This is a genomic window from Pseudomonadota bacterium (assembly GCA_039028155.1).
Lineage (GTDB): Bacteria > Pseudomonadota > Alphaproteobacteria > SP197 > SP197 > JANQGO01.
In genome coordinates this window covers 1-19,975 of the sequence record JBCCIS010000009.1, presented here as the reverse complement: position 1 = coordinate 19,975, position 19,975 = coordinate 1, and the positions used below count along the sequence as shown (strand labels likewise).

The window sequence follows — 19,975 nt, the reverse complement described above, 5'->3', positions numbered from 1 at the left end:
TGTTGCTGTGATGCCGATATGACACGCAATCGGTCGGGGTGCCGCAAAAGCCGCCAGAAGAGGTCAGGTCGCGCACTAGAAACCACAATCGATTAACGCGCGATGGGGCGTCGCGCGGGCCCACTCTTAGGCTTCAAAATCGGCCGTTAACGCAATGACGGCCGCGGCCACAGCATCGGGTTGTGACACCCACGGGAAGTGACCGGCCGCAATCTCGGTCATGACAACCGAACCGGTCGTCACGTCTTGCCAGCTGCGAAGTTCCGCGAGCGACACCGACGGGTCTTGCGTCATGCGCAAGACGTCAATTCGGTTTTCGAGTTTCGGTCCATCGCCCATACGGTAGGTGTCACATGCCTCAAGATCCGCGCGCAGCGCGTCCTCAAGTCCGTAGAGGCCGGCCGCTTCAAGATCAGCCACCGCAACACCGAACCGTTCGGCAAGCTCGGTATAAAGGTCCTGCGTTGGCAGGCGAAAGAGTGGGGCTTCACTTGGCGGCAACGACGGCGAGCGAAATCCAGAGACGATCAGCCGCAACGCTTTTGAGTCGAAAATCAGTTCGGGCGTGGATTGAAGCGACCGTGTCGTCTCAAAGGCGAGGAGCGAACCATAGCTGTTGCCAAGCAACACGAGATGCTCCGAGACGTCGCCGGACTTGATGCACTCAACCAGGTCGCCGGCCAGTTGGCTGCCCGCCTCCGTGGCACGGCGTGGCGCGGCGGCGGTGTCGCCAGGCTCCCTGCCGGGCAGTGTGACAGTCAGCAGACCAAGACGGTCAGGCAGTGATCGCGCGAGCTTTGCGGCGGACAGAACACCACCGCCAGCATGGGGGAAACACACGATTGTCGCCGCTGACGAAGTCGGCGATCGCAGAACCCGCAACCATGTGTCGCGGCGTGGGGAGTGGTTCTCGGTCACAGTGTTCGTCCCTTGGCCGGCGTCGATGTCGGGGCTTGTGACACAATCGCAGCCAAAATCTTGCGCTGCGTGATCGACTTCAATGCTTGCGATCCTCGGTAGAGCCGCGCCCTCGGTCGATGATAGAGTAGGGTCGTTCTCAAGTCAGGGGCTGTGTCGAGCTGTTTCGCGACTGAGACGCCAACATTCAACCCAGAGGTTCGACATGGATCGTGAATCCACCGTGCTCGACAGTGCAATCATCGACGAGCTCGACGCCAACGGCGCAATCTGCCTTCGCAAAGCGTTCTCGGAAAAGTGGGTGGATGTGGCGGCTGAGGGGATCCGCAAGAACATTGAACAACCGAGCGCCTTGTTTCAGCGCATGTCCAGCGGCGATAGCGGAGACTTTCTGTCCGACATGTGGGCGCGACGCTATGTTGAGGAGTTCGAGGATTTCGCGCTTCACTCGCCCGCCGCTTCGATCGCCGCGCAATGTCTGAAAACCGATCGGGTCCGTCTTTTGCAGGACACCTGGTTCTTCAAGAGCCCGGGTACGTCTGAACGCACGCCGTGGCATCACGATAACGTCGTGTTGGGACCGTTTTGTTCGGTGTGGGTCGCGCTCGACCCGATACCGCGGGAGGCAACCCTTGAGTTCGTGCGCGGTTCACACAAGTGGGATCAGCTTCTGATGCCCAAGAGTTTCTTCGAGCAGCAAACCGACGACAACGTCGCTGCGGCCGAACAGTTTTATGTCGCCTATCACGGCAAGATGGGCTTGCGGGCTGACGGTGACGTCTTTTCCCCGGTGCCGGATATCGAGGCCGATCGCGACGCCTATGATATTCTCGCCTGGGACATGGAACCGGGAGACTGCATCGTGTTCCACGCCCGCGCGCTGCACGGCGCCCCCGGCAACACGCTTGACTATGACACCAGGCGCATGGTCACCCGCTGGGTCGATGAAACCGCGGTCTTGGCGCCCCACGGCGAGCCCGTCATCAAGCAACTGATCGAAGCTGGCTTTGACGTCGAACTCGACGTCGGTAAACCGATCACCGGCGAGATGTTCCCGGAGGTGCGGCCGTAGCCTGCCGCGACCCGGACGTCCCAGCAGAACGTTCGAACCAGCTCAAATGTTAAAAACACCTCGTGGTGTTTCAAGCGCTTGCAGGTCGACCAGCGGCATATCGTCTTTGACGTCGGCCGGGCCGGCGAAATGCAGGAAGTAGCTGTTGCACAAGGCGGCCGTCACGCACTGGCGACGCAGGTCGGGTGATGCATCGCCGGTCAAGAGAAACGGATAGTGGCCGGCCCTAACCTGAACCCAGTACCGATTGTAGGCGTCCTGAAGTTGCGTGTGGTTGCCAGACCGCAGGAGCTCATAGGTCAGAATCGTCTGTTCAGCGCCGGGATAGATCACATCGTCGTTGTAGCGATCGAAGACGTCGACAAGAAAGTCGGCGTGCCGCTGTTGGTTCAGGACCAGAACGCCGGCATTCATGAAGACCGCTCTTTGCCAGGCTGGATCGATTGTTTGCAAGTTCTGAAGGACAAGTTGTTTTAGGGCCTTTTCACTGTTCTCACCCGGTTCCGCTTGTCCAGCTTGCGCCATCCGCCCGGCAAATGCCGTGTGTTCGACCGGATCGACGTAACCCCGGTCAAAGTCTGTGGCGGTCATGCCGATGCCGCCTCCGCCATGTTGCGACACGATGCACGGGGCGTCGCGGTAATTGATGATGATGTCGGCATCGACATAGACGACGTCGTCGAAACGCCCGACCTCTGGATGTTCGAACAACACGAGCCGTTGAAAGACGATCGGCCGTTCTTCGGTCAGGGCGTCCGGGCGCACGGGCTGATCCAGGACGATAAGCTCATAGCCGTGGCGGAACGCGTACCGTTTCCATGATTCATGGACGTAATCGTTGAACATGTCGGTCGTGGCTTTGCCGACGGCGAAGGTTACGATGGCTTTGCTCATGCTGGGTCCTACGTGATGATTGCGTGATAAAGGGCGGTTGCTTGGCTGTCACTGTGCGGCGACGGGAACGCGAAGCAGGATCGACCTGATCGCTTCGGCCACCGAAGCCGCTTGTGCGCCGGCGAGGATCGAGACGTGATCACCCTCGACCGTCACGATATCGATTGTCCCATCGATGAATTGGGACCATCCCATCGTCGGGTCGTTACGCCAGCGTTGTTCGACTTCATCAAGGTCGCCCGACTCCTGGCTTGACGCGCGAATCAGCCCCATCGGCAGGTCGCGTGCCGCGGCGGGATCGGGTGCGTAGTTAAGGAACGCGTTGTAGAGCGTCATGCCGGTGTGGTGGGCTCGGCCCAGCCAAGCGGCGTCCGCGTCTAATGGCAGCATGCCGCTGTCGTGCAAGCGCTGCGCCGCGAACGCGATGCGTTCGGTCTGGTCGCGTTGCTGGAGGTCGTTGAGGTCGAAGGGGGGTGCGGCCTTGTGATAACGCGCGCGGACATCGGCCATGCGCAGCAACCATTCGGCATGCGCGGTATCCGGGTCGCTGCTGAGCACCGAAACGTGCCCGAGCGGCGCCGGTGTATCGATGATGACGAGCCGTTCGGTCGCCATGTCGTCCGCTGCCATCTGGCGCGCCATCTCGAAAGCCACGATCCCGCCGAACGAATAGCCGCCCAACCACCGTGGCGCTGTAAGACCGCGTTTTGAAAGCGCCGTCAGATTGGCCGCCGCCAGCCCCTCGACACTGTCGATGGGAGCCTGTCCTGGTTCCAGTCCCGGCGCCTGAAGCGCCCAGAATGGAAGGTCGTCCGGCATCGCGCGCGCCAGATCCAGGAACGCACTGACGTCGCCGGCAATGGGATGGACGCAGACGAACGGTTCGCCGGCGCCGCCAGACATCGCCACGACCGCGTCCCAGTCCTGAGCTTCACCCAGCGCTGCCGCCAAGGCCGCTACGCTGCGGTGTTCCAGCATCAGTGTCACGGGCACCGGGCGACCCAGCTGCGCGGCAAGACGCGCCGCCAGATTGGCGATGCTGAGCGAGGTAAGGCCAAGGCTCGCGAAGTCATCATCCAGCGCGATATCACCATCGACCATGGAAGCGACCGTATCGGCGACGATCGCCTCTAATGTGCTGCGCGGTCTCTGCGTCAGCGAGCCAGACATCCCGCCCGGCCGTGGCGCCGACGGGCGCGCCAGAGCCCGCGCGGTCGGCAAGGGGAGGTCGGCGACGATCCCGTCGATCGCTGACGGCAAGGCGGTCAAAATTGCGCTGATCTCCTGAAGGATCGCCTCGCCCTCCGCGCCGGCGCCGCCGTCGGCATCCGGCAATACCAGGGAGAGCACGATCTCTTCGCCTGGAATGACAACAAAGGTCAGGCCATAGGCGGTCTTGAGGGTGCCGTGAACGGACTCGACGGTCAGGTCGGCCGAGCCGGCCCACGCACTGGTGCCCGACGGCACGTTCTCGACCACGACCAGCGTGTCGAACAGACCGGCCGCCCGATCCGTCGCGTCGGCCGCGTCCAGCACATCAAGCGGCGAGATATAGGCATGGCTCTGCAATTCGCCGAGTTGCGTCTGCACGCCGGCGGCCAGATCGCTGACGGGTGTGCGGTCATCAAACTGAAGCCTGAGCGGCAGGTTGTTGATGAATAGCCCGACCATCTGCTCGACACCCGGAATGTTCGGCGGGCGCCCGGAGACCGTTGTGCAAAAGACCGTGTCGTCCGTGCCGCGACTGGCCGCTGACCACAGACCCCAGGCCAGATGCGCCAACGCGCCAATCGTGGCGCCGCGCCGGCGTGCCAGGCCGTTGAGCGCGCCGCTTGTTGGCCGGTCAAGCACAAGACGCGAGGTCGCGAAACCTCGGCGCGGTTCGACAGGGCGTATCGGCAGCTGGTCCGGCGGATTGGTCAGGCTCGCCGAGAAGTAACGTCGCATCGCAGCGCGATCGACGTCGGCCAGCCAGGCGATGTAGTCGCGATAGGGCGCGACGGGTTCCAGCATCGGCCGCGTGCCACGATGAAAGGCTTCGTAGGCGGCGCGCACTTCCCAGTCCAGTCGGGAAAGGCACCAGCCATCGACCAGCAGGTGATGGAAGCTCGCGATCAGATAGGCCTCATCGGATGATGTCTTGATCAAGGTCATGCGCACGAGAGGGCCGGTTTCCAGGTCGAAACCCGAGGCACGATCGTCGGTCAAGGCGTCGTCCAGTCTTGCCTCGTCGAACGCGGACCACGTTTCGATAACCAATGGGGCTGGCATATGCTGGTGAACGATTTGCAGCGGACGTTCCAGGCCGCGCCACCGGAACGTCGTACGCAAGACAGGGTGGCGGTCGAAGACATAGGTCCAGGCGCGCTGGAAGGCCGCGACGTCGAGGGGGCCGGTGAAACGCGTGCAGCTTTGTTCGAAGTTGACCTCAGATCCGGTCGCCGACAGCGAATGCACCAGCATCGCTTCCTGCATCGGCGACAACGGATAGATATCCTCGACATTGGGATCGCCGCCGGAAACACGCCCCAGCGTTTCGTCGGTCAGGCCGGCCAAGGGGAAGTCCAGGGGTGTCCGCAGCGGGGCGCGCTGCTCTTTGGCCCAAGCCGCGAAGGTCGCGAGGTCGTTGGCCATGTGCCGCAGGACCATCGCCGCATCGGCCGTTGCTTGGGCGCCGATCCACTGCAAGCGCATCCGCCCGTCGACCAGGTCGGCGATCAGCGCAGAGCGTACGGCGTTCGAGAACCCGGGCACTTGATGCGGTCGCAATGGTCCATCCGGGTGCGTTGGTGAGCGCAAGACAACGCCGACCTGCGCGGCGGGAAGATCGAAGGTTGTCTGCACGACCCGACAGACCGGACCGATCGCCTCGACAGCCTGGCGCGCCGCCTTCGCCGCTCTCAGGCGCTCTGCCTGGTTGTGTGTTGGAGGTCCCAATCGAACCGGCAAAACCGAGTCCATGTTGCCGATGACACCGTCGGTGGCGGGGGCGCTATCCGGCAGTGCCCGAAGACCGTCCAGCGTCTCAATCACCAGATCATCGCCGGCCTGCACGGGCGCGACGACACCACGCATGGCGGCCAGGATGGGATCGATGGGTGCGACGCCCAGCCGTGGCGGCATCTCAACGGTCAGCGCACGCGTCAACGCCGGCTCCAGCCACACTTCGGCCCGCACGTCAGCCAGGCCGCGGTCGTCCACAAAGACCGGCGGGCCCGCATGGTTCGGCTGCGATTCCATGGCCGAGGCGCAGTCGCGTACCGTTTTGCTGGACGCGTAATCGCGAAGCCAGTTGAGCCACTCCTTGAATGTCGGGCCGGACACAAGCGCCTGGCTGGTATCGAGGCCGGCGCCGACTTCCAGTTCCAGCTCTGTGATCAGTAGCGCGAGCGAGCGTTCATCGGCGACGGCGCGGTGCAGGGCGATGACGAGGACCGGCCCTAGGTGGGGGGGCCGGTCCACCAATGTGGCGGCAATCGTGACACCGGTCGTGAGATCCAGACCGCGGCCGAGCCGATCGCGCTTCGTGTCGATCCAGGCTTCGATCTGATCGTCGTCCAGTCCAGGCACGTCGACCGTGCGGACCGGCACCACGGGCAGGAACTCATCGACCGTCAGCCGCCGGGTGACGCCGTCGGCGATAACCCTGAGGCGCAGCGCGTCATGACGCTCCGCCAGGCGTTGGATGGCAAAGCCCAGTTCGACAGAGCCGATCGCGTGATCCATGACCACGCTGGCAAGAGCGAAGGGCACGGTTTCGTCGCCTGCCTGTGGCAACAGTTCCATCGCAAAAAACTGGTCGCCGGATCCCAAGGCGTGTTGCTGTCGTTGCGAGACCGCGACCGTCGCCAGGCCTTCGATCGTCTGATGCTCGAAGACATCCTTCAGATTGATCGACAGGCCCGCATCGAAGGCGCGGGCGACCATGCGTATGGCCAGGATCGAGTCGCCGCCAACGCGGAAGAAGTTGTCGTGAATGCCGATCTCGGTCTGACTCAGCAGCTCCTTCCAGATATCACAAAGCTGGCGTTCGTCGCTGTTGCGTGGCGCGACGACGCTGTCGGCCCGGTCATAGTGCTGCTCCTCGACCGGCGGAAGCGCCTTGGTGTCGACCTTGCCGTTGATGGTAAGCGGCAGTTCGTCCATTGCGACATAGGCATGCGGCAGCATGTGCGGCGGCAACTGCGACTGCAGATAGGTGCGCAGGGCGCCGTGATCCAGCGTCGCGCCTTCTTTGGCCACCACGTAAGCAACCAGTTGCCGCGTTCCGGATCCCTGCCGTGGCGCGGTAACGGTGACCGCGGCAACGTCCGGGTGGCGCGATAGAGCGGCCGAGATCTCGTTTAGTTCGATACGGAAGCCGCGTACCTTGACCTGGTTGTCGGCACGGCCGACGAACTGGATGACGCCGTCATCGCGCCAGCGGCCGAGATCACCGGTGCGGTACATGCGCGCGCCCGGTTGCGCGGAGAAGGGATCGATCGGGAAACTCGAGGCCGTGCGGTCGGGATCGCCGATATAACCGAGCGCAACACCGTCACCGCCGACGAAGATTTCACCGACGACACCGACCGGCGCCGGCTGGCCGTTCGGATCGAGCACATAGGCCGTGCTGTTGGCAATCGGTCTGCCGATCGGAATCGTCGTCGCCGCCTCGTCGAGGTCACCGATGTCGTAGACCGTGCTGAACACCGTGTTTTCGGTCGGGCCGTACCCGTTCAGCAGCCGGAACCCGGTGCCCTCGCCGGCGGCGAGAACGGCACGCGCCGAGGCCGGGTTGACCACATCGCCACCGGCGATCAGCGTGCGGTCGCCGGCAAACACCGTGGCATCAACCGAGACGATCTGCTGAAACAGGCCGGCGGTCATCCAGACCAGATTGATGTCGTTGGCCGACAGGAACGCGCGCAACGATCGGGCGTCCATCATGACCGTGCGGTCGACGGGCACGACGGTGCCGCCGTTCAACAGCGGCGCCCAAACCTCCAGCGTTGATGCGTCGAAGGCGGGATTGGAATAGGCCACGCACCGGGTATGGGGCCCGAATTTGCAGAAATCGGTGTTGTCGACCAGCCTGACGACAGCCCTGTGCGGCACAGCGACACCCTTCGGCACGCCGGTCGAGCCGGAAGTGAACATGACATAGGCGGCATCGGCGGCATCGACCGATGTGCCGGGATGCGGCTCCATCGTCGCAGCGCGTGACTGCAGGTCGCCGGCCAGCAACACGGTTTCCACCGCAAGCTCAAGGTCATGATCGTGTGCGATGGCGAAGTGCGCATCGATACTGCCTGCGAGCTCGTCGCGGCGCGCCTTCGGGTAGTTCGGATCGATCGGCGCGAATACGGCACCGAGGGTCAAGACCGCGAGCATCATCTCAATACACGTCGCCGAGAGCGTCATGGCGAGAATGACGGCGTCGCCCTTGCCAACACCTTCAGCAGCCAGCACGGAAGCGAGCCTGCGCACACGAGGTTCAAGCTCACCGTAGCGAAGCGGTGTGCCGTCCTCTTCGATAGCGGTAGCAGAAGGCGATGCCTTCGCGATCTCGTAGAACACATCGATCGCGGACGTGTCGCGCGCATAGGTGCGCTGCGTCGCATTGAACCGCTCGGCGAGGTCTCTGCCCTCTGCCTCATCCAACAGAGGAATGGCATCGATCAGAGTGTCCGGCTGATCGGCGACGGCCTTCGCGACCTTGCCGTACCAAGTCAGCAGGGCCTCAACCGTCGATGCGTCAAATAGCATCGCGTCATACCGACACCACAGATCAAGCGAGTCGGGACCGGGTCGGTAGACCATCGAAAGGTCAGTCTTCGCCGCCTGTTCAACGCTGTCGCTCAAGAGGTCGAAGTGGCAGCCATCGGCGGTTTCGGGCAGCGCGTCCTGATCCTGATGGGCGCCGAACAGGACCTGCATCAGCGGAATGATGTCGCTGCGCCGTTCGATGCCGATCGCCTGAACAATGCGCTCGAACGGCAACTCGCGATGTTCCATGGCTTCAAGCATGGCCTGGCGCACCTGGCCCAGGAGATCGCGGAATGTCGTCTCGCCGTCGACAGTCGTGCGGATCGGCAGGGTATCGACGAGGAGACCGATCAGGTCGGCCAGTTCTGGCCGTGTCCGCTTCGAGATCGGGATGGTGACAACCAGGTCGTCAAGGCCGCTCCAGCGGCGCAACACGGCGATCCAGACGGCAAGATAGACCATCAGTGGTGTCGCGCCTGATTGCCGCGCGATAGCGTTGAGCCGCTCGGCGATGGGACCTCTGACGGTCAGGCTGTGATGCGCGCTGGCGGTTTCCCCATCGGTGCGGCGCTTGCGATCAAATGGCAGGTCAAGCACCGAGGGCGCGTTGCGAAGTTGTGTCCGCCAATAGTCCACGGCGGCGTCGAGTTCAGGGGTGTTGGCCTCACCGAAGCTCTCCTGTTCCCAATCGGCAAAGTCCGTGAACTGCAGTGGCAGTTCAGCGCGGTCCGGCGCCCTACCCGAAGTCGCCGCGTCGTAGGCAGCAACGAAGTCGCGCGCCAGAATGTCGAGTGAGGCGCCATCGGCAAGGATGTGGTGCAGGACAACAACGACGCCATGGTGCTTGTTAGCCCCCCGCAACAGCCGCGCTCGGATCAGCGGTCCGGCCGTCAGGTCGAAGGGGAGCGCCGCCAGCTCGTCGGCCGCCTTCAACAGACCGGCGCGCCAAGCCTCCGAACCCGCTTCATCGACATCCGTTGACTCAATCTCAAGCGGCATGGCGTCGCGTACAGCCTGCACCGGCGAACCGTCGATGAGCGGGAAGGACGCGCGCAGAATGTCGTGACGATCGACCACCGCCTGCAAGGCATCACACAGCGCAGCCGGGTCGGCCGGGCCCGTGATGTCGACGATGAGCGGCATGGCGAAGGTCGATTGGCCTGGACGCAGCAGCTCAAGGAACCTGATCTGGCGCTGTCCAAACGACACACTGGCCAAATAGCCGCTGTTCATTGTGCTAGGCGCTCGCTCCCGGACCCGCCACGGTCGACAGGTCTACGTGTGTTCGACGCCGCTGGGTCAGCTTGGCGCCGGAACCGGCATCCGCCGGTTCGCGCGCCTCGAGCCGTGCAGCCAGCAACGCAATTTCAGGTTCTTCAAACAGGTCGAGCAAATCGGCGTTTACTTTCAGGTCGCGTCTGATGCGTGAAACCACCTGCATGGCGATTAGTGACGTGCCGCCCAATGCGAAGAAGTCATCATGGCGGCTGATCTCTGGGCGGCCAAGCGCGTCCTGCCAGATTGTTGCCAGCGCGCGCTCGCGCTCACCCTCGGGCGGTGCCGCCGGGGTCTCATCAATGGGGGCGGGAAGCTGCGTCCTGTCGACCTTGCCGGCGACCGTGCGCGGCAACCGATCGTGGCGCACCATGACGTTGGGCACCATGTAGGCAGGCAGATGGCCCCCGGTGTACTGGCGGAGATCGTCGGCTTCCGGCAGATCGGCGCCGGCGATATGGGCGACCAGATGGGCCGGGCGATCACCGTCTTGGCGGACGACGACGACGGCTTCCTTGATGTCGGGATGGCTGGCCAGGCAGGCCTCGATCTCGCCTAGTTCGATGCGGTGTCCGTTGACCTTGACCTGATGATCGGCGCGGCCGTGAAACGCCAGTTGGCCGTCGGGGTCAAAGGCGGCGAGATCGCCGGTGCGGTACGCCGACGCGTAGACGGGGTCGCTTGCAAAGGAGTTGGGCGTGAACTTGGCGGCCGTCGCTTCGTCAGCGCCAATATAGCCGCGCGCGACCGCTGGGCCCGCCACCGTCAGTTCTCCGATGCTGCTGGGCGGAGATAGCCTGCCGAGCGAATCCAGCAGATAGACGCGCGTTCCGGGGATCGGCCGCCCGATCGGGACTGTCGTCTCGTGTTCGGAGGGTTCGCAACGGTGCAGCGTCGCCCACACGGTCGTCTCGGTTGGACCGTACTCGTTATAGAGCGGCACGCCGGGCAGTTTGGCGTCGTGGGCGGCGACCAGGTCTCTTGGACAGGGTTCGGCCGCAACCAGGGCCAGGCGAATGGATGCCAGATCAACTGGTTCGGCCGCTTCCAGAACCAGGCTCCACATGGACGGGATCATATCGGTGTGGGTGACGCCGGCAGACTTGATGAGGGCCGCCAGGCGCTCGGGGTCCGTCGCCTCGACCGGCTCGGGCAGGACCAGTGTTCCGCCCGTCGCCAAGGTCGAAAAGATGACCGTCACCGACCCGTCGAAATGGATGGGAAAGGTCAGAAGAAAGGTGTCAACCGGCTGGTCGGGATAGGCCGCCGCGCGCGCCGCCACGTGATAGCGAAGATTGTCTTGCCCGACGATGACGCCCTTGGGCTCTCCGGTCGAACCGGACGTGAAGATGACATAGGCCTCATCGTCCGACGACGGCAGCGTGGGTGCGATGTCGTTTTTTACGTCATTCGCCATGCCATCGACGAGGACGACACGGCAATGCGGGAACTGGTCGGCGTAGTCCGACGACGTCACCACCGTGTCGATGCCGGCGGCGCTCAGGATGCGGTCGCGCCGGCCGCTCGAGCCTTCGGGGTCCAGGGGCACGTAGGCCGCGCCAGCCAGCATAACGCCGACGAGCGCCGCGATGCCGGTGGGCGAGCGGTCCATCATGACACCGATGCGCCTGTTGGCCGCCTCTTCGGCCCGACCAATCTGCTCGGCGATGCCGCATGCCGTGCCGGCAAGCTGCTGATAGGTGATCGCCTGCTGGCCATAACGCAGCGCGACCGCCGACGGCGTTGACTGGGCGTGCCGCAGGATCAAATCCGGCACGACGGGTTCGGGAACATCCAGGTCGACGTTGCCGGCATAAACGTCCAGGAGACGCCGCGTCATGTCTTCCGGCAGAACGTCGATCTCGTTGACGGGGCCAGCGGTTCCGTCGGCGACGGCGTGCAAGGCCGTTGCCAGCATCGCCAAGGTGTTGCCTGCCTGGTCTTCCGTGTGGCGGCGGCGATCGACGATCAGGCGCAGTGTCATGCTATCGCCGGTCTCGACCATCAGGTTGAGCGGCATGTCCGGCAATGAGATGTCGGCGCTGTCGATGACCGAAAGACCGGCTTCCTTAAGCGGCTTAGACTCATCCAGCGGGTAGTTCTGGAAACCGACCAGACTCTCGAACGGCAGGGCGTCGCGGGGCTGGTCAATGATCTCGCGAATAGCGTCGAGGCCGACTCCGCCAGCATCGCGCCCGGCGACCATGGCCGCCTGTAGCTCGGCGAGCCAGTCGCCAAGCGGCGTGTTGTCGAGTTTGGCGCGGACCGGCAAGACGGCGATCTGCGGTCCGACCAGCGTCGCGGCACCATCATCGAGCAGATGGGCGGGCCGTTGAGTCTCCACCGAGCCGAACAGCACGTCATCGCGGCCGACCAAGCGCGACAGGACGAGCGCCCAGGCGCCTTGGACCAGCGTGTTCGGCGTCAGGCGCGCGTCACGCGCGCGTTCCAGGAGCCGCGTTGTTGTCTGCTCATCGACCGTTTCGACCAACTCGGCGAGATCCGCCGCCGTGGCGAGCTCACCTGCCGCCAAGGCGGACTGGTCGAAACCGGCGAGAACGTCTCTCCAGTGCGCCAAAGCCGACGCACTGTCGCGGCCCTTGTCCCAGTCGACATAAGACCGAAAGGGCAGAGCGCCGCCAAGCACCGGCGACTGCGAATCCTTCAGGGCGCGATAGGCCGTGAAGACCTCGTCGAGGATCACCCCCAACGACCAGCCATCGACTACCAGGTGATGGCGTGTCCAGATGATCACATGCCGGTCGTCGGCGAGCCGCACAAGCCTGACCCGCATGAGCGGCGGCCGTTTCAGATCAAAGATCTTTTCCCTATCGGCCTTCAGGAAAACCTGAAGATCGTGACGCCAGTCCGCGCTTGCGGACCAGTCAAGCATCTCGACGGAAAGGGGTGCTTGGCGATGCACGACCTGGAAGGGTTGATCCTTCAACTCCCAGTGAAACGCCGATCGAAGCGCGGTGTGGCGTTCGACAACAACGTTCCAGGCATCGGCAAAGGCCTGTTCGTCAAGCGCACCTTGGATTTCGGCCCACCACTGGCCCATGTAGACGGGCTGGTCGGGATAGCTGACGCATCTGACCAGGATGCCGTGCTGCATGTCGGTCAGCGGGTAGACATCCTCGATGGGTCCCTTTGCCGCCGTGCCCGACGCAGATGGCTGCTGATCAGGCATGACAGACGACCGATTCTGGAATGGCTAATGCGCGTGTCGCGAGACGATGACGCACCATCGCCCGACCGCCCCAACGGGCGAGAAGCGAGCCGATGTCACCAGTGCAAGGCTTATGTCTGGACGTGTGGCGCATTGCGATCTCGGACATACAAGGACCGATGTCGAGAGGCGCACTCATGACACTTCGGTCACCATACGCAAAGACCGTATGTCCGGTTACAACGGCGTGTTAGCGACGGCGCCGTTCAAGCCTGGAAGGCATACTGTCCTGAGTAGCGAAAACGGCAAGAGCGCGCCCGCTCTTTGGTATTGCCAGGTAAACCGGGGCCACCTAAGGGCGGCCCCGACCCCCACATTCTAAGCCCGCCGCGTGGCGATGCGGCGGACAACCGAATGACGTTGAAGATCTCTTGTCAGAGATCAGAGGCTTTCAATGTAGAAGCCTTCGCCCTTGACGTCGCCGTCGCACAGCTTCTGGAGCTTCGCGACCAATCCGCCGGCATCCGAGGCGGCCGGGTTGCTGGACATCTTGTCGAAATCGGCTTCGCTGCGCCAGACGGTGACGACGCCATACATAGATTCGTCAGCCTTGGCCTTCATCAGGCCAAATCCAACCAAACCGTCGACAACGTCGCCAGGACTCTTGCCGTCACCGGGAAGCATTTCTTTTTCAAGAAGAGCCCGGGCTTCTGCCTCGCTACCCGCCTTAACATGGCAACGCGAGATCGTCATAAACATACCGGCCATGGAGAAATATCCCCTCTATTGCTGCGTTAACTGGGAACTTATAACCCGAACGTAGTAGTCCACCAATGGATGCAGCGTCAACCGGCTTTGGTTAACGCGGGTGTGACTACGATCACTACTTAGCCATTACCGATGAAAATGGCTGCACGCCTTGTAGGGTCTTCTATGCCATAGAGCAGCTGTGGCAGCGGTCACTGTAATCAGCGCCATGCGCAAGACTTCTGGCGTCTCGCACGCGCCGATCCAACGATGCGTTCCTTCTACTCAAAGTTGATTCCGGCAATGCAAATTGGTGTGCCGGCGGGACGTAGGCGTCGTCCTCAAATCCACCTTGGCGTCCACCCGCGATCAGGCTTGGTGGATCACCGGCTGAATGTTGCCGCCGTCTTCACGCCGCACCGCGAATGCCAGAAGGTGCTGATGACCGGCGCTTTGAACGCCAAACCGCCAGTTTTTCGGATTGTCCTTGATTTCGTCGCGGAAGCGGACGCCGCGAACCGCGAGACCATCGATATCGAAGGCGAATTGGTCCAGGGGCAGGGAGAGGCCCATGCCGCGGGCCTTAATATAGGCCTCCTTGAGGGTCCAAATGGCAAAGAACAGCTGGTGCTGCTCGTCTGCCGGCGCTTTCTGGAGCATGGCGAACTCGTCGGGTGAGAAGAAACGTTCGGCGATGTCGAGACCGGGCGTCGGGCGTGATAAGGACTCGACATCGATACCGACATCCGCCGACCGCGTGATGGCGCAGGCGACCAGACCATTTGTATGGGAAAGATTGAAGCGCAGCCCGTCGGCTTCCAGCAGGCCGCCCGCGACCTCGGGCCGTCCAAAGGCGTTCTTCTCAAATGTCCATGCCCCCGGCGCAACCGGCGCGTAGAGCGACAGTCTGGTCCGCAACAGCAGATGAGCGGCCAGAAAGACGCGGCGGTCGCGGTCGAACCGGAAGGCGTGGTAGCGCCGCTGCTCATCGGCATCCAGCAGAGCAAGCGCCTGGTCGACGCTCTCCAGCGAGACCAGAAAGGCCTCCGGCTCAGCCAGCCACACGTGGACGTCGCCCGCAGTTAGGGTATCGGGTTGTGCCATGCCGCGCCCTGGATTCCATTCCGGCTGCTACCTGGGAAGACCTTGCGGTCCATGCGCGTTGGGATCAAGCGGCAGTACCCATCGATGCCGATAATCCGGGCATCGCCGGCGCGTGGCCTAAGGATCGACATCGAAGTCGGTGATTGTTTCTTCGAAGGAGCTCTCTCCGACCCACTCGTCGTTCTGAGGCGACGGCATCAGATCGTTGTCATGCCAGTCGACCAGCAACAACAGGACCCAGTCGGTGCTCTGTGAAAACCCGTAAGCGGGCGCAAGCGAACTGTCGAGTTCGCCAGTTTTCGCGTCATAGCTGGTCAGCGCCAGTTTCACGACGCCCTGCTGCCGGTCTTCTTTGAACAGCGCGAGTTCGGGAAACTGAAACTCACCGGTCAGCGGGATCGGGATCGGGAAGCTGGGAATGCCGACCAGCGTTGTCCGCCGATCGATGGAGAGCGCGCCGACGCGCGGCTCGAACACCAGGTCCGCCTCGCTACGGGTCGTGACGAGGTAACCGCCCTGCCGCAGGATCCGGTCGCGCAAGGTTGCCACCAGGTAGAGGCTGTCGGTGCCTTGCACATAGCGGGCATCGACAAAGACCTTGGTGTCCGGCGGGATCTGGATCGCCAGATTATCGAACACGCGCTCGATGGCGGTGGAGAACATAAGCTGCTCGGTCGCCGTGCGGCCCGGCTCGCTCTCGCGCAGTTCCGAACAGGAAACAACGAGGACGGCAAGAAGGGCCCGGGCCAAGACCGATAGCGTTGGGCGTGGTTTCCTGAGACCACAAACCTGATCGCCAGCCTTGAGCCACTCGCTTCGGACACACACGCCATCACCCCACGCAGAACGGCGGACCAACCGCCGGCATTACAAACCGACGTGATGGAACCTGGTTCCCTGAGATGCAGCTTGTCTGGAGGCTAGTGTTGCAGGATGGCGATTAGATGGCGGTTGGTTAGACTGTGCGCGGGTCCTGTCGAATGGGCGAGACGGACCCAAGGGGCGAGGCAGGAGAACCGATGACAGACGAGACGGTTGATGTGTTGATCGTTGGCGCCGGCGCGTCGGCCGCGGCATTCGCCTGGAGCCTCGTCGAAACGCGCATGCACATTGTCTGCCTGGAGCAGGGCGACTGGATGAACTCCAGCACCTATCCCAGCACCGGCCGTGACTGGGAAGCCCGCGCCAACGGCGATTTCAGCATCGATCCCAATGTACGAAAGCGCGAGACGGACTATCCGATTAATGTTGAGGAGTCGCCCATCGCCGTCGCCAACTTCAACGGTGTCGGCGGCGGAACGATCCTCTATTCCGGCCATTTCCCGCGCTTTCACCCCTCTGACTTCCGGGTCAATTCGCTTGATGGCGTGGCCGACGACTGGCCGATCGACTACGCGACGCTTGAGCCGTTCTATCAGGTCGATGAGCGTATGACGGGCGTCTCCGGCTTGGCCGGCGACCCCGCCAACCCCGACAAGCATCCGGTCATGCCGCCCTTGCCGCTGGGCAAATCAGGCGAGGCGCTGGCGCGGGGGTTTAACGCCATGGACTGGCATTGGTGGCCATCCGATAGCGCCGTTGCCAGCCAGCCCTACAACGGACGCGACAAGTGCGTGAACCTAGGTGCCTGCGGCAGTGGCTGCGCCCAGGGCGCCAAGGCAAGCACCGACATCACCTACTGGCCAGAAGCCATACGCGGCAAGGTCGAGGTCAGAACCCGCGCTCGTGTGCGCGAGGTGACGGTAAACGACGAGGGCATGGCGACTGGCGTCATCTACTACGACGCCGACGGCGTCGAGCACGAACAAAAGGCCGAAGTCGTGGTGATGGCCTGCAACGGTGTCGGCACGCCGCGTATCCTGTTGAACTCCACGTCGGCGCAGTTCCCCAATGGCCTTGCCAACAGCAGCGGTCTGGTCGGCAAGAACTTCATGTTTCATCCCTATGCCCTGATCCAGGGCGTCTTCGACGATCCGTTCGACGGTTACAAAGGTCCGCACAATTGTCTTCTGAGTCAGGAGTTCTATGAAACCGACAGGGATCGGGGCTTTGTCCGCGGGTTCACGTTCGAATGCTGCCGCGGCGTTACGCCGATCAGCACCGCACTCACCGGCATGAACGCCGGACAGATCCCATGGGGCTGGGATCATCACCGCGCGTATAGGGAACTCTGGAAACGCCTGGTGCCGATTTTCGCCATCTGCGAGGATCTGCCCGAAGAACACAACACCGTCACGCTTGATCCGGAGCTCAAGGACTCGAACGGTATCCCAGCGCCCAAGATCTCTTACACGCTCAGTGACAACAGCACGAAGATGCTGAACTACGCCATTGCGCGCGCCACCGAGGCGCTACGCGCAGCCGGCGCCAAGGACATCATCTGCGAATCACCGATCGCTTATGCCGGTTGGCATCTGATGGGAACCGCGCGCATGGGCACGGACCCCGCGACATCGGTCGTGAACGCATGGGGCCGGTGTCACGACGTGAAGAACCTCTTCATCATCGACGGCAGCATTTTCGTGACCTCCGCCGGCGTTAACCCGACACGCACTATTCAGGCCTTGGCGCTCTACATCGCCGATGCCGTCAAGCAGCGATTGGCGACCTTGTTCGACTAGATCAGGTCCTGATTTGTGTGAATCGCCACGCGCGTCCGCCCAACCCTGATCCGCGCTGGGCGCCGCCCATCAACGCATCCAATGACGATCACAAATCGTGCGGTGTCTGGTGCCCTGCCAGACAGTGGCCGCCGCCGCTAAGGCGCAGTTTCCCTGGCGTTTCGCGGCAACGCAGCGGGAATCTCGGTCAACTTGGCACGGACAGCATGTCGTTTTCTTGAACGGAATCCGGGTGTTTCAAAGAAGTTCGAGGGGGTGCATTGTTGTACGTGCAGAGTGTGGGGAAGGCGGCCAAACGAACGCTCACCAAGGGCGCGGGCACCGAAACATCGCCATAGAACGCTTTCAATTCCGCTGATTCGGCGGATTCGCGTTGTCGAGAGAGCGTAGGCTCGGTGTTTCTGCATCCGTTTGGCGGGTGTTGGCTAGGCTTCGCCGCATGGGAAGTGACAGGGGAGCACAAGATGCAAACAAACCGACTAAGAAACGCGTGTGGCAGGATTGCCGCAGCCGTTTTCCTGGGCTCGGTACTGATCTACACCGGTGCGCTCGCACAGGACGACGAGAATCCTGATGCCGAGTTCTCCACGGAACTCCAGCAAGCGGCTGTGTCGCCGTCCAATCCACGAAACGAGATCACGTTCACGACGTGGACCGGCCCTTACATGCGCAGCCAGATGCTGGGCTTCGTCCGGCCCTATGAGGAGATGATCGGTGGGCGGATAAACGTCGAGCACTATGCCGGCGATCTCGAGGAGATTCGCGATCAGGTCGAATCCGCCAATGTCATCTGGGATGTTGTCGACCTGACCCAGGCGGATTCACTGCGCGCATGCGAAGAAGGTTTGTTGGAGGACCTCTCCGATGTCGATCTTCCCGATGGCGTCGACGGCACAAACTTCCGCGATGACTTCGTCGAAGGTGCGCTGAACCGCTGCGGCATCGGCGTCATCATCTGGGCGACGGTGTACGCCTTCAACAACGAAGCCTTCGCCGATAATCCACCAAGCTCGGTTCAGGATTTCTTTGACGTCGACACCTATCCCGGCCCCCGTGCGATCCGCAACGATCCGACGGTGGTCATGGAGTGGGCGCTGATAGCCGATGGCGTTGCCGAAGCGGATGTCTATAGCGTCCTGGCGACGCAGGAAGGCATCGAACGCGCGCTCGCCAAGATGGACGCAATCAAACCCGGTCTCATGCTTTGGGAGGACGGTTTGGAGCCGGTGCGTATGTTGAACGCTGGCGAGGTCGTCATGTCATCGGTCTGGGCAACGACGGGTGCCACCGCCTCGCGTGAAGAAGGCGCCAAGTTCACCGTCGAGTGGGACGGTCGTGTGATCGAGCTCGATCTGTTCGGCATCCCCAAGGGTAGTCGCTTCAAGGAAGAGGCCATCGATTTCATTCGCTTCGCCAGCAGCTCACAGTCGCTGGCTGACATGGTGAGCTATCTGCCCAACGGACCGACGCGTAAGTCTTCGCTGGGCCTGTTGTCGGAGGAGACGCTGGCGCAGTTGCCCAACGGGCCTGCCTATGAGGAAAAGGTCTCGATCATGTCGGACGCCGAGTGGTGGGCCGAGCACGAGCAGGTCCTGGAAGAAGCCTTTGACGCGTGGATCGCGGGATCCGTCAGGGAAGGCGCTTCGGGAACGGTGCGATGATCAACACGGGGATTTCTAGGGGGAGTAAAATCAATGAGTGATGGAACTGGCGCACCGCCGCAAGCGCCGATGGACGAGGATGTCCATCTGCCGCCGGAAGGCCTGGTCGCGAAGTCCGGTTTCTTTGCCGGATCGAACGCCGTCATGGCGGTCGCATCGATGGTGATGATCATCGCGTTTGTGGTCTTCACGATCTGGGATGTCGACTATTCCGGCGCAATCTTTGCCGAAGCCAAGGACTTCATTATCGGCACGCTCGACTGGTTCTATGTGTTGGTCGTGACGCTGACCCTTCTGTTCATTATCTACTTGCTTATGAGCCGGTTCGGTTCGGTGAAACTGGGCAAAGATGACGATGAACCGGACTTTTCCACGTTCTCGTGGATCTGCATGCTGTTCAGCGCGGGGCTGGGTTCGGGCCTGATCTACTGGGGCGTCGCTGAGCCGATGTACCACGTTCAGGGCAACCCGTTTCTGACCCGCGAAGGCATTGAGCCAGGCACCGTGGAGGCGGCCGGCGTTGCCATTCGCATCACCAACTTCCACTGGGGTCTGCACGGCTGGGCGCTCTATGTCCTCGTCGGCTTGTCTCTGGCCTATTTCTCGTATCGCAAGGGCTTGCCCCTTTCGCTGCGCGCGGCCCTTTACCCGGTTCTGAAGCACCGGGTCTATGGTCCGTGGGGCCATGTCGTCGACCTGATCGGCGTGTTCGGCACGATCTTCGGCCTGGCGACATCGCTCGGTCTGGGTGTCGCGCCGATTGCCG

The 19,975-nt window shown here is 62.6% G+C and carries 11 protein-coding genes; 4 read left to right on the top strand and 7 right to left on the bottom strand.

Features of this window, described 5'->3' with window-relative positions; all coding sequences use genetic code 11:
* Positions 1 to 126: 126 nt before the first annotated feature.
* Positions 127 to 840 (bottom strand): alpha/beta fold hydrolase, encoded by a 714-nt coding sequence (locus AAF563_06755; GenBank protein MEM7120956.1) that lies wholly within the window; start codon positions 838 to 840, stop codon positions 127 to 129.
* 283 nt (positions 841 to 1,123) lie between these two features.
* On the opposite strand from AAF563_06755, the gene AAF563_06750 reads away from it, so the two are divergent.
* Entirely contained in the window at positions 1,124 to 1,990 is an 867-nt protein-coding gene (locus AAF563_06750; GenBank protein MEM7120955.1) for a phytanoyl-CoA dioxygenase family protein, read from the top strand.
* A gap of 42 nt (positions 1,991 to 2,032) precedes the next feature.
* On the opposite strand, the gene AAF563_06745 is transcribed toward AAF563_06750, so the two are convergent.
* The 6 genes from AAF563_06745 to AAF563_06720 all read right to left on the bottom strand — a co-directional run bounded on the left by AAF563_06745 (position 2,033) and on the right by AAF563_06720 (position 15,677).
* Positions 2,033 to 2,884 (bottom strand): hypothetical protein, encoded by an 852-nt coding sequence (locus AAF563_06745; GenBank protein MEM7120954.1) that lies wholly within the window; start codon positions 2,882 to 2,884, stop codon positions 2,033 to 2,035.
* A 48-nt stretch (positions 2,885 to 2,932) separates the two neighbouring features.
* Positions 2,933 to 9,865, bottom strand: coding sequence for an amino acid adenylation domain-containing protein (locus AAF563_06740; protein ID MEM7120953.1), 6,933 nt, complete (start codon positions 9,863 to 9,865; stop codon positions 2,933 to 2,935).
* Positions 9,866 to 9,869: 4 nt separating this feature from the next.
* Complete coding sequence (locus AAF563_06735) at positions 9,870 to 13,097, bottom strand: amino acid adenylation domain-containing protein (GenBank protein ID MEM7120952.1); 3,228 nt, start codon at positions 13,095 to 13,097, stop codon at positions 9,870 to 9,872.
* 420 nt (positions 13,098 to 13,517) lie between these two features.
* Positions 13,518 to 13,844, bottom strand: a complete 327-nt coding sequence (locus AAF563_06730; GenBank protein ID MEM7120951.1) for an antibiotic biosynthesis monooxygenase — start codon at positions 13,842 to 13,844, stop codon at positions 13,518 to 13,520.
* Between the two features lie 348 nt (positions 13,845 to 14,192).
* Positions 14,193 to 14,927, bottom strand: a complete 735-nt coding sequence (locus AAF563_06725; protein ID MEM7120950.1) for a 4'-phosphopantetheinyl transferase superfamily protein — start codon at positions 14,925 to 14,927, stop codon at positions 14,193 to 14,195.
* 117 nt (positions 14,928 to 15,044) lie between these two features.
* Positions 15,045 to 15,677: a DUF6655 family protein gene (locus tag AAF563_06720; GenBank protein ID MEM7120949.1), complete on the bottom strand. Its 633-nt coding sequence runs from the start codon at positions 15,675 to 15,677 to the stop codon at positions 15,045 to 15,047.
* A 269-nt stretch (positions 15,678 to 15,946) separates the two neighbouring features.
* Here AAF563_06720 and AAF563_06715 point away from each other — a divergent pair, with 269 nt between their 5' ends.
* The 3 genes from AAF563_06715 to AAF563_06705 all read left to right on the top strand — a co-directional run.
* A complete protein-coding gene (locus AAF563_06715) occupies positions 15,947 to 17,548 on the top strand; it encodes a GMC family oxidoreductase (GenBank protein ID MEM7120948.1) in 1,602 nt (533 codons plus the stop codon).
* Positions 17,549 to 18,012: 464 nt separating this feature from the next.
* Positions 18,013 to 19,209: an extracellular solute-binding protein gene (locus AAF563_06710; protein MEM7120947.1), complete on the top strand. Its 1,197-nt coding sequence runs from the start codon at positions 18,013 to 18,015 to the stop codon at positions 19,207 to 19,209.
* Positions 19,210 to 19,242: 33 nt separating this feature from the next.
* On the top strand, positions 19,243 to 19,975 hold a 733-nt coding region (locus AAF563_06705), incomplete at its 3' end, for a BCCT family transporter (GenBank protein MEM7120946.1).

Coding starts and splice junctions, on each gene's coding strand:
- AAF563_06750 (MEM7120955.1), top strand. CDS start 1,124: ATGGATCGTGAATCCACCGTGCTCGACAGTGCAATCATCGACGAGCTC.
- AAF563_06745 (MEM7120954.1), bottom strand. CDS start 2,884: ATGAGCAAAGCCATCGTAACCTTCGCCGTCGGCAAAGCCACGACCGAC.
- AAF563_06740 (MEM7120953.1), bottom strand. CDS start 9,865: ATGAACAGCGGCTATTTGGCCAGTGTGTCGTTTGGACAGCGCCAGATC.
- AAF563_06735 (MEM7120952.1), bottom strand. CDS start 13,097: ATGCCTGATCAGCAGCCATCTGCGTCGGGCACGGCGGCAAAGGGACCC.
- AAF563_06730 (MEM7120951.1), bottom strand. CDS start 13,844: ATGGCCGGTATGTTTATGACGATCTCGCGTTGCCATGTTAAGGCGGGT.
- AAF563_06725 (MEM7120950.1), bottom strand. CDS start 14,927: ATGGCACAACCCGATACCCTAACTGCGGGCGACGTCCACGTGTGGCTG.
- AAF563_06715 (MEM7120948.1), top strand. CDS start 15,947: ATGACAGACGAGACGGTTGATGTGTTGATCGTTGGCGCCGGCGCGTCG.
- AAF563_06710 (MEM7120947.1), top strand. CDS start 18,013: ATGCAAACAAACCGACTAAGAAACGCGTGTGGCAGGATTGCCGCAGCC.